This is a genomic window from Alteromonas sp. C1M14, assembly GCF_018860965.1.
Lineage (GTDB): Bacteria > Pseudomonadota > Gammaproteobacteria > Enterobacterales > Alteromonadaceae > Alteromonas.
Genome location: NZ_JAHKQF010000015.1, coordinates 334,889 through 346,681, shown reverse-complemented (window position 1 = coordinate 346,681; position 11,793 = coordinate 334,889). Strand labels below are relative to the sequence as shown.

At 45.2% G+C, this 11,793-nt stretch carries 7 protein-coding genes; 2 read left to right on the top strand and 5 right to left on the bottom strand.

What is annotated here, in order from left to right; genetic code table 11:
• Positions 1–24: 24 nt before the first annotated feature.
• Both KO501_RS13965 and KO501_RS13960 read right to left on the bottom strand, forming a co-directional pair.
• On the bottom strand, positions 25–651 hold the full coding sequence (locus KO501_RS13965; protein ID WP_216030635.1) for a flavin reductase: 627 nt from the start codon (positions 649–651) through the stop codon (positions 25–27).
• Between the two features lie 138 nt (positions 652–789).
• Entirely contained in the window at positions 790–2,160 is a 1,371-nt protein-coding gene (locus tag KO501_RS13960) for an APC family permease (protein ID WP_216030279.1), read from the bottom strand.
• Positions 2,161–2,529: 369 nt separating this feature from the next.
• Here KO501_RS13960 and KO501_RS13955 point away from each other — a divergent pair, with 369 nt between their 5' ends.
• Together KO501_RS13955 and KO501_RS13950 are read left to right on the top strand one after the other, a co-directional pair.
• Positions 2,530–5,787 carry a glycosyl hydrolase gene (locus KO501_RS13955; RefSeq protein ID WP_216030278.1) on the top strand — a complete coding sequence of 1,086 codons (3,258 nt, stop codon included), beginning with the start codon at positions 2,530–2,532 and terminating at the stop codon, positions 5,785–5,787.
• Positions 5,788–5,883: 96 nt separating this feature from the next.
• Positions 5,884–7,803 carry a TonB-dependent receptor gene (locus KO501_RS13950; RefSeq protein WP_216030277.1) on the top strand — a complete coding sequence of 640 codons (1,920 nt, stop codon included), beginning with the start codon at positions 5,884–5,886 and terminating at the stop codon, positions 7,801–7,803.
• On the opposite strand, the gene KO501_RS13945 is transcribed toward KO501_RS13950, so the two are convergent.
• From KO501_RS13945 to KO501_RS13935, 3 genes are all read right to left on the bottom strand, one after another.
• Positions 7,786–8,319 carry a PepSY domain-containing protein gene (locus KO501_RS13945; protein WP_216030276.1) on the bottom strand — a complete coding sequence of 178 codons (534 nt, stop codon included), beginning with the start codon at positions 8,317–8,319 and terminating at the stop codon, positions 7,786–7,788. The genes KO501_RS13950 and KO501_RS13945 overlap by 18 nt on opposite strands.
• A gap of 144 nt (positions 8,320–8,463) precedes the next feature.
• Entirely contained in the window at positions 8,464–9,642 is a 1,179-nt protein-coding gene (locus KO501_RS13940; RefSeq protein WP_216030275.1) for a HAMP domain-containing sensor histidine kinase, read from the bottom strand.
• 419 nt (positions 9,643–10,061) lie between these two features.
• Complete coding sequence (locus tag KO501_RS13935; protein ID WP_216030274.1) at positions 10,062–11,738, bottom strand: alkaline phosphatase D family protein; 1,677 nt, start codon at positions 11,736–11,738, stop codon at positions 10,062–10,064.
• Between the last annotated feature and the right edge of the window lie 55 nt (positions 11,739–11,793).

Sequence of the window (11,793 nt, the reverse complement as noted above, 5' to 3'; positions counted from 1 at the left end):
AAAAAGTGTTGTTTATCAGGTTTCTTATTTACTCACCCTATCGCCATCGATAGTAATGTGCTCAAGCTGTTTATCCTTTTTTGCATAGGATAATCGTGATAAACGTCGACTCACGTGGTAGCTGTCTAAACCAGAAATACTAACCGTGTCTATGGATTCAATATCGATATAACCGTCTTTTCGTATGGCCGTGGGCTGGCAAAAGATATCGGTGACCTTGCCTATAACTAACTGGGTGTCATTGGCTGCAATTGGCACGATTTCTTCTAGCGTTAACGCATATTTTAAATGGCTTTCCTTAACAAAAGGTACGTCTATGTTATCAACATACAAGGGGGTCAAACCTGTCTGTTCAAACTCTGATTCGTCGGCGTTGTAACGGGCTGATGTTTGGTGTGCCGAACGCCAAGTCTCTTTATTAACTTGGTTAACGGTAAATTGCTTAGTTTGCAGAATGTTTTCTAAGGTATCTCTTACAACTGTGTGAGGCCTTGAAATAAAGCCCACGAGTGCAGGCGATGCTCCGATATGAACAACAGAACTAAACAGGGCTAGGTTGGTTTCACCTTTGCTGTTTTGAGAGCCAATAAGATTGGCGCTTTTAAAACCAGATAAGCTGTTTATCAGCTTGGCTCTGTATCGGCTGGGCATGGCTACTATGTCGAGATCGTTAAAATGTCGCAAATTACGCCGTACTAAAACAGGTGCTCATAGTAAAGAAATACGCAATCTTGGGAGCTTAAGATCAAAAACAGCGGGAAAAAACAGCATCATGGGGTTGGGCCATGATTAAAGTTTTAAGTTGTTGCTATTAATGGCTTTAAGTGTTTTTAACGTGTTGTGGTGTCTAGATATGATCTGCTTTTGTATCACCCTATGGGTAAATAAGCGATTTACTACCTCGAACATAAACGCAATAAAGAAGATCGAAAGTATATAGTAAATGATGTGCGGCATGGTTTGAGAAGAATAAGAAATCGCAAATAGTGCCGCGCCGAAGCAGCCCACAACAGCAGCCATTACACAGGGTAAATTGGCAGCCGTTTCTTTAATTTTAAAAAGGTGGCCTGTATGGGTAAACCCTTGGATCAGCAATACTGAAATAGACGCTATGCTTGCAATCTGACTTAAATCGAACAATAAAATCATAGGAACGATAAGCAATGCTGAAATCAATAAGCCTTCGGTGTTATTGAAAATATGGTATTCATAAGCTTCAGGTAGGTTACCTTCTTTTGCTAAGGTGTAGCCAATTTGAGTTGCCGCATACAGGGTGGCATTAATCGCCGAGGCTGTGGCAAGCAACGCAGTAATGGCGATAAGTTTGAACCCCCATTCCCCCATCGCGGGGCGAACCGCTTCGGCCAAGGCATAATCCTTATCGTCTAAAATTGTCGCTAACGATAAATTACCAAACACAGCAAGTGAAACGGCAATGTATAAAACCGTTACCAGCGCAATGGCAATAGTCATCGCCTTTAGCATGGTGTTTTCTGGGTTTTTCATGTCCTCGACGCTATTTGTAATTACGCTGAACCCTTGAAAGGCAAAAAAGGTAAGGCCTAAGGCATAAAAAACATGCAAGGAGGTGGGGGCATTGTCCAGTGTTAGGCGCGAGGGCTGAATGTAGAATAACGCGATGCCAGTAAAAATAACTAAGGCGAGCAACTTAATGATGACAATAAGGTTTTCAGCCTTAGCAACAATAGAAGCGCCAATAAAATTAATAATTACAAAAAAAGACAGTACAGAAAGGGCGAAGACATTAAGCAAAAGATCATTGTCATGGGTGGGGAAATAGGTTGCTGCATATGTGCCAAAGGATTTGCAAACTGCGGCTATGGCAACTAATTGGGCGAAGTAGAAGAGCACCCCAAGTGCTCCAGAGAATACGCCTTCGCCGTAACCATGGGTTAAATATTCCACGATACCGCCTCGGCTTGGGTAACGAACCGCCAGTTTACTTAATGAATAACCGCAAAATAAGGCAATAATGGCGGCAATGGCAAACGAAAAAGTGACGAGATTTCCGGCAATAACGCCAGCTTCGCCAATAACAATAAAAATACCTGCCCCCACCATCGAGCCAATTCCTAAAAATACGGCACTCCACAGACCAAATGCTTTTTTTTCTAAGGTGGGTTCTGTTTTTGTATTCATCGACGCTTCTTTTGTACGAATTTAATAATAAAAAAATTAATGTTAATGGATGATTGTTATCACTAAGAAATGAAATTGACCAATTTACAATGGGTTATTATCTACCTAATTATCATCATGTCATTACTTTTATCATGGTTTTTTGTTTGGTGATGGACCAAAAGCACATAGTGATACCCTTGGTTTACTAATTTCTGTTAGGTTAGGTAAGGTTTTAAGTCGCGATGAAATCACTAGGCTCGTCGATTATTGAACGGTGTTATTCGGTAATTGGTCGTGTGTTCATTGATTCCTTAAAGCTTTGTTAGTACTTCTAATAAATCACGATTGTAACGTGATAATATAACAATTAACCCATGGGTAATAATAATGATCAAGCTTCTTAAAGCTGCAGCAGCTGTATCTCTTGCACTCTCATGCTCTACTGTTTTATCAGCAAAATCTGACGACGGAAACACACTTTTTAACAGTTCAACTTTCAAAGCCATGGAGCTTAGAAATATTGGTCCTGCGTATATGTCTGGACGCATAGCAGATATTGCTATTGACCAAAATAATCCTTCAACCTGGTATACCGCCGTGGGCTCTGGTGGCGTTTGGAAAACCACTAACGCAGGCAATACCTGGACCCCTATTTTCGATAAACAAGCGGTGTACTCTATTGGTGATGTCACCATTGCGCCAAGTAACTCGAATATTGTTTGGGTTGGCACCGGAGAGAACAACGGTGGCCGACATATTAGTTTTGGCGATGGCGTCTATAAATCAGTAGATGGCGGTCAAACATGGAAGAATATGGGGTTAGAGAAGTCTGAGCACGTTTCAGATATCATTATTCATCCTACCAATCCTGACATTGTGTGGGTCTCAGCCCAAGGGCCATTGTGGACAGGCGGCGGCGAACGTGGCTTGTATAAAACCACCGATGGCGGCGAAACCTGGAAGCAAGTATTGAAACCCTTTGATGAGTGGACAGGCGTTACCTCTTTGCTTATCGACCCTCGCAACCCAGATAAACTTTACGCTGCCACCTGGGCCCGTCAACGCACCATCGCCTTGTATGTGGGAACAAACGAAGGCGCAGGAATTCATACTTCTGATGACGGTGGTGAAACCTGGACAGAGCTTAAAACCGGTCTTCCTGAAGGCAACATGGGTAAAATTGGTATGGCCATTTCGCCTATCAACCCCGATGTGCTGTACGCCACTATCGAAACCGACAATCGCAAAGGTGGCTTTTATCGTTCTGCCAACCAAGGCGCAAGCTGGACCAAGGTTTCTGATGAAATAGGAGCCGGTACTGGCCCCCATTACTACCAAGAAATTTTTGCCGATCAACATCAATTCGACCGTGTTTATATTGCCAGTAACTACAGCAAAGTGTCTGATGATGGGGGCAAAACTTGGACGCCCATTAACACTAAACATAAGCACGTTGACGACCACGCGATGGCGTTTCATCCAACGGATCCTGATTTTGTGCTGATGGGATCCGACGGTGGTATTTACATGTCTCACGACAGAATGGCCAACTGGCGTTTTATGGCGAACCTGCCGTTAACCCAGTTCTACAAGGTGGCACCTGATGATTCTAAGCCCTTCTACACCATTTATGCTGGGGCACAAGATAACTCTACCCAAGGCGGGCCTTCACGGACTAACCGTAAAGAAGGGATTAAAAATAAAGATTGGTACCTAACCCTTGGTGCTGATGGACATGGGCCAGCGGTAGAACCAGGTAACCCGGATATTATGTATTCGCAGTGGCAGCAAGGTAACCTTACCCGGGTTGACATGAAAACCAAAGAAGGGGTGTATATTAAGCCTCAACCGCTTCCGGGCGATCCTGCTGAGCGCTATAACTGGGATGCTCCCATAAACGTTTCTAGCCACGATCCGGCGCGTATTTATTTTGCTTCTCAGCGTGTATGGCGCTCGGATGATCGCGGTGATAGCTGGACAGCCGTGTCGGGGGATCTCACCAAAAATGAGAACCGCATGCACATGCCGATGATGGGCAGAACTTGGTCAGTGGAAGCGGGATGGGATTTGTACGCCATGACCGAATTTCACACCATTGCTAACTTCTCTGAAAGCCCGGTGGATGAAAATATTTTGTGGGCGGGCACCGACGATGGCTTAATTCAGGTAACTACCGACGGCGGTAAGTCGTGGAAGAAAATTGAGTTAGACGACGTTAGAGGCATTCCTGCCACCGCGTATGTTAACGACATTCGTGCGGATTTATACGATCCTAATACGGTTTATGTGGCTCTAGATAACCATAAATATGGTGACTATAAGCCGTACTTAATTAAATCGACCAACCTAGGTAAAAAGTGGACGTCGCTGGCCGATGATCTGCCCGCAAAACACCTTGTGTGGCGTATTGTACAAGACCACGTAAACAAGGACCTGATGTTTATTGGTACTGAGTTTGGTGTGTTCTTTACGGTAAATGGCGGTAAAAACTGGGTTGAATTAGATGGCGGCATGCCAACGATTTCTACCCGTGACGTAAAAATTCAGCGTCGCGAGAACGATTTGGTAGCGGGCACCTTTGGCCGTGGCATTTATATCTTGGATGATTATGCGCCACTTCGTGCGTTAACCGAGAAAACAATGGAGCAAGACGCGTTATTGTTTGCCCCTAGTCGCCCGGTTAAATGGTTCCAGTTAGACACCAAACACACTGACACCGATGGTGATGACCGCTTTATTGCTGAGAATCCGGCACATGGTGCGACCTTAACTTATTACCTCAAAGACAGTTTGCTAACGGCGAAGGAAAAACGTCAACAGGCAGATAAAAAGCTAATTGAAGATGAAAAGTATCCTAAGTATCCAAGCTGGGAAGCCATCGAAGCTGAGAATCAAGAACTGCAACCTGCGGTTTATTTGGAAATTCGTGATAGCGCCGGCGATGTGGTTAATCGCGTAGCAGGAAGCACGAAAAAAGGCATTCATCGTATTACGTGGGATATGAAGTATTCAAACACCACAACCCTCACCAGTATTGATAGCAAAAATAACGGCCTAATGGCGTTACCGGGTACTTACAGTGCGACCTTGTTTAAGCGCGAAGGTGCCAAGGTTAGTCAATTAGCCGAGCCGGTCAATTTTGAACTGGCGTCTATTTACGAAGGTGCTCTTGAAGGGGCGTCAGCCCAAGAAATTGTTGCCTATGGTAACGCATTAACTGAGGTACAAAAGCGTGCCATGTCTTCAACTGCCGTGTTGAAGCAGGTGAAAGACACCATGGCCTTGCTTCGTTTAGCCATTGATCGTACACCAAGTAACGTTGCCGAGCTAGAAAGTCAGTTTGCCACTTTACAAGGTGAAATTAACGACATAAACAAAGCATTTAATGGCTTAGCATCTCGGGATCGTAAAGGCATTAAACCTGCCAATATTATGAGTCGCTTACGCTATGCACGATCGGCTTTAAATTCATCTTATGGTCCCACGCAGCAGCATAAAGACCAACTTGGTTATGCTGAAGATGCGTTAGGTCAAGTAACTGCACGTATTAAAATGCTGCAAGAAACGACGGTACCTGCGCTACAACAAGCGGTGGTGAATGAAGGCGGTCCTTGGACCACGGGAATTCCCGTTGTTGCCGACTAACTTTTGTTAGTAACAATAAGTGCGGCAGAAGTTTTCTGCCGCACTTTTTTTAAACATTCTCTTCTATTTTTGTCCTGACTACCGTAGCAATATCAAATGAAAAGCTTGTCGTATTCGCTTTATTGTACTTCATTACCGAGATTAACAACCATTGCCCTATGGGGGCTGATACCTGTATTCGTTACCAAGGCCGAAGAGGTAGAACGGTTCACAGTAACCGCAGAGCGCCCTTATTATGATCAAACCTTAGACAGTATTTTTCCTCAATATCATTACGATAAGAACAATCTTGCTGGTACCTCTCACATCAATGACATCTTGTTACAGTCGCCGTCGGTTAACTTAAACGGACAAGGCGGAGCAATCCAGAATATCAATATTCGCGGTTTTTCACGCTGGCGCATTCAATCATTACTTGATGGCGTGCCCATTGTCAGCGATCGCAGAGCTGGCGCTAATGTGGGTTTCGTACCGCCGTCGTTTATTCAAAGTGTAAGTGTGATACCGGGGGCAGCGTCTACTTATTTAGGATCCGGCGCTATAGGCGGCGCGGTAAATTTACAGTTGCCCTATAGCATTGAACCTAACCTGCAAATAGGGTGGAGTAGTAATCAGCAGGCGCAAGATTACAGTTACGCTGATCATGCTGGCCATACCGACTGGAGCGTGTCCTATCGTCATGGGAACAACGGTTCTGATGCCCAAGGTAATACCTTATTCGATAAATTTGAGCAAACCGCCTTGTTTGTTCGTCATCGGTTCGACAGTACGGTTATTAAGGAAGCATGGACCTTATATTCAGACAACCAAGACATCGGCAAATCCAGTAGCGATTACCCTACAGATAGAATAACCACTTATCCTAAAAACACCCATTGGCTTGGTAAGGTTGAGTTTGCCCTTTTGCAAATGCAAGGTAATGCATGGTGGCACCGATCTACGTTAGATACCCATATTTTGCGGCCACAAGAACGTATTAACGAAAGTGACAGTCAGGCTCTCGACTACGGTTTTGACATCGGCAGCTCGGCGCCCCTACATGGCTGGCATGTGAATTGGCAAATGCAAATGATGGGCAGAACGGGGGTGATCATTGACGAAAGGGAATTCACTCTTGTGCCTGAATTAGCTTGGGCCGTGCGTACCTTGGATGCTAGCGAACATAATGTGGCCGGGCTGGTAGATGCATCTCGTACTTTTGGTGCCACTTCAGTCGCCCTTGGCGGCAGGCTCGATTGGCAGCGACAAGAGAACCAAACCGATGCTGTCACCAATACCAATATGAGTGCTTTTGTTGGTACCAGTCATCAACTTTCCCAGCACTGGGCTGCAAGCATCTATTTATCGAGTGCTTTTCGAAACCCATCATTAACAGAGCGCTATTTTTCAGGGGAAACGCCTCGGGGGACGGTGCTTGGCGACATGCGTTTAGATACCGAGCAAGCGCTAAATTTACAGGCTGGGCTGGCTTATGAGCGTGATGATATTTCCGCCTCGATAGCGGTTTTCCAGCAACATATCAATCACTATATCGAGCGAGCTAGCGTCACCGAAGATATTGAGGTTTATCGAAATTTAGACCGCGCAACCATCGGCGGCGTGAGTTATCAGCTGCATTGGCAACAATCCGCTGCTGTAGAAGAGCAGCATGCCCAAGGGCGCTGGTATGCACAGTTAAGCGGAGCCTGGATTAATGGTGAAGATAACACCGGCGCTACCATTGCGGATATCCCTGCTGACAATCACCGATTACTGGTTGGATATCACATGCACGAAATACGGGTATTTTCTACCGTGGCGTATCGGGCAAGTAAGCAGGATATTGGTGAAGGTGAGAAAGCCCTTGATACGGTTGTGACATTAGATATTGGCGCACGTTGGGAGATGACCCCCCGCACTGCGCTGCAAGCAAGTTGGCGAAATCTGACCAATCAGCAATATTACGTTAGTGCGGATGAAAAGGCGGCCTTTGCCCAAGGGAAAAGCCTACAGCTGGCGTTAACCTTTTTGTTGTAGACGGTAATAGCGCTTTAGATATTTGCTTTTTAATGTGGTGTACAACATCACTAAGCCCGTTAACCAAAGTACAAATAGCAAGACTGCGGCAGGCAAGAATAACCACAGTTTTGCGCTTTCAAAAAACCAGCTGCCATCATGAATGGACTCTATGGTATCGGTACGACGATAGGCGACTTGTAGCACCTTAGCATTTTGGGCGTTTAACTGTATTTCCCAATGATTTTTACCACGTACTTTTATCACGCCCTTGTTCGGCCTAACGTCTAAACGGTCGATATCGGCCCAACTTCGTAGGTTGGCATTAGGTACCGTTTGCACCGCAGCAATAATCTGTTCGAAGCTTATGGTTGGCGTGTGGCTATCGGTTTTTTGCGTGGGAGGCTGTATCCAATCGAATTCTTTTTTTACCTGCAACAAAAGGCCGCTGCCAATGACAATAACAACTGGGATAAAAATGACCAAAGAAAGCCATAAGTGGTAATTGCGGCTGAGTTTACGCAGGTTAATCGACATATATTTACACCTTAAATTAGCTGATTATTATACTTGATCTGGCTAAAGGAGTAAAAAGTCACCTGATATCAGTGGGGCTAAGTTTTGGCTCGATAGCGCGTTAGTTTGGGGGTGCTAAGTACAAGGTTGTTAACCACGGTATCGCTAACGACTTAAGTTAGCAGAAAAAGTAAAAACGGTTACTTGGTGGTTGGATAGTACAGATAATTCCCCTCGATGAGCTTGAGCGATTTGAGACGCGATAAAAAGCCCTAATCCTAGCCCGCCAGCATGCTGTTTATGGGTATCTCGCCAAAACGGTTCAAACAGCTTCGTTTGGGTCGTTTCGGGTATAGGGGCGCCGCCATTGGCAACACTTAGCGTCAACATACCATTGTCACTTGCCGCATTTACCTCAATGGGTTGGGTGCTATCACCATGCACTATGGCATTAATGAGCAAGTTGGATAATAACTGCCCGAGACGCTCAGGATCGCAATTGAGGGTTTCAGTAATCTGAATATGGGTGTCAATGAGACGTTCTGGATACAACGCGGTTAGTTCGTTGACGGCGTGCACTAGCACAGACTGAAGGTTCGGTGAGTGCCGAGTATTTAGTGTAATACCTTTGCCCATTTTGCCATGGGTAAAATCCATCACATCGTTTATCAGACGCTTCATTTTATTTACACTGTTGTCCATACGCTTAAGCACCTGTTGAGAGGTCGCATCTGGCAGGGTGTCAGTGAGAAAATCCACGCCCATTTTGAGTGACGATAAAGGCGTGCGAATATCATGGCCTAATATGGCAATGTATTGTTCTCGTAACTGTGCCGCTGATTGCTCATCGTACAGTGCCGTTTTTGTTGAATTCAGTTCGTCGTTTACTGCTAATTGGCGGGAAATAAGTTCAGCAAATGATGAAATTTGACTGTCTATCTTTGCCGATTTTAACCTAGCAGGTACGGGATCTAGGCCACATAAGGTGCCAAAAAATGTGCCATCAGCTTTGTAGATAGGGTAAGAAAAATAGCTTTCAAACCCATACATAATAGGAATTGGGCTACTTTTATACTGGCTATCTTCAGAGGCGGCTTCTATTACGATGGCCTTTGCCGATTGGCGAACCTGACTACAAAAGGTGGTTTGAATTTCTAGCTCATCACCAGGCTGTAAATTAAAATTGACCTTGTCGAGTACCGAGCACATGGTCCAGTTATCTTCAGTTACTCTTGCAACACAAATAAAGCGTAAGCCTGTCACTTCCGACAGAATATTCATGATATGAGGTACTGCTTCAATGGCTTGAATTGCCGCAATATCATGTTGAATAGCCAGTTGCATTACATCCCCTTTTAGCCGCATGCCGTTGACAATCTTTGTTATTAGTCGATAACGCACCGAAAGCGCGCTGCCGTATGACTGGGTTTTTCACTGCCGACACTGTACAGGGCAAAGCGTTGTTAGCATAACAATAATGCTGGAAAGGTCCATAAAAATCATGTCTAGTAAGCTAATAGGTTTTTTCCTATTTGTCAGCAACTAAAATAGAGGAATGTTTATATTTTAACGGTGAAAACGTGTCTTTAGTGCGGTGTTTTAAGCAACAGCATAACGTAACGTGTGAATAGGGCAATTCAAGGGTAGTTGAAAAGTGGTGTTATTGGGTCATTTTATGGTGCGAGGGGCGGGCATAAAACCACTGAGAAGGGTTGAACATCCCGCTTTCTGTCATTGCGAAAACGGGATTTATAATTTAGCGCTTAGCTTTTTATTACAAACTCATGGGTGTGGATTGGCCCGGCTAAGGTAGATTGAATAGAATCCACAAAGCGCCATGTTGCCACCGCCTGCGTTTGGGTGAAAGAAACGGTTAAATAGCCCCGTTGATGCAGGTTGCAGTATTGCAAATCGTCAATAAGCACAGGTAGATCATCGGCCATTTCTTTTGCTGTTGCCTCATCCATTTTTAGATAATGCTCCATGCCGGGTGACGAGACGCTTGCGGTACCTAGCTCGGTGGCTACCACAGTACCATCTTGTAACGTAAGTCGGTTGTGCCATGCATTGTGGGTGTCGCCGGCCAGCGCAATCACTGGTTTGTTTAACTTTTGAACGGCAGTGAGTAACTGTTCTCGTTCAACAGGATAGCCATCCCAAGCATCTAAATTGTAGGGCATGGTTGTGGCTAACAGCTGCGCTTCTTGTTCTGAAATTGTCTCGCCAGCAAGCTGCTTGCGCTTAGCGGTGGCTAGCGAGTGCACGTGAGCTGGAATATCTTCAAAAGGTACTCCGTTAAAAATGGAGGCAGGAAAGGTCATGCGCCCAATTAACAGCTGCTGACCTAATAGCTGCCATTTAGCAGTACTTTCTTTCATGGCCGTATTAAGCCAGGTGCGTTGGGCATTGCCGAGTAAACCGCGTTCTGGATCGCTAATGGCAGTCGTGAAGCCCTGTAAATCAAATTCCTTGGTATCAGGATCGCGGAAATCGTCATAATTTAATTGCTTATCCCGGGCTAGTATTCGGGTATCCAGCATATAAAGGTCGACCAAATTGCCAAAGGAGAACTGACGGTATATTTCTAAGCGGCTCTCGCCAAAGGTGGGACGAATTGGTAACCATTCATAATAGGCTTGTACCGCCGCGGCTCTGCGTGCATAAAAATCCCCTTCATCGGGCTGGTGGTTTTGCGCCCCGTCTTTGTAGGTGTCATTGGCAACCTCGTGATCATCCCATACCACAATAAAGGGTTTCGCTTGGTGCAGGTCTAACAGGCCTTGGTCAGTGCGATAGATGGCGTAACGATTTCGGTAGTCTTTTAACGTGTACAACTCGGTATCGTTATCTTTTTCAAAGGTTCTACCCAGTTCTTCGGCATGTTCGGTTGCATAGCCGTTACCGCCGTACTCATAAATGTAATCACCTAAGTGCAAGACAAAATCCATCTCATTTTGCGCTGCGGCATCCCCATAGGGAGTAAAAAAGCCCGCGGGATAATTAGAGCAGGAAAATACACCGAAGGTGACCTGATCAACCTTGTCTTTCGGTAAGGTGAGGGTAGTACCTATTACGCTGGTGCTATTCGCGCTTCGAAAACGGTAGTAATAACGAGTGGCCGGCAATAAACCGGTTACGTCAACTTTTACCGTAAAATCACGGGTCTGTTCTGCTTTGACAACACCACTAGCAACTAGGGTATTGAAGTCTTTTGTGGTGGCAATTTCCCATAAAATGTGAGCGCTTACTGCGCTATTTTCTGGTACTGCCCGTGTCCACAGAATAACGCTATTGTGCAAGGGGTCGCCACTGGCCACTCCATGAGTAAAGGTAGCGTTATCTTGTGGTGTTTGGGTAGAAACACATCCGGCAATACCGGTTGAAATGGCAACGCTGGCTCCGGCAAAAGTGCTTAATTTGATAAAAGAACGTCTGTCCATAAAGGATAATCTTTTGGTAAATGAAAACCCAAGATATAACCAAACTCTATGACAC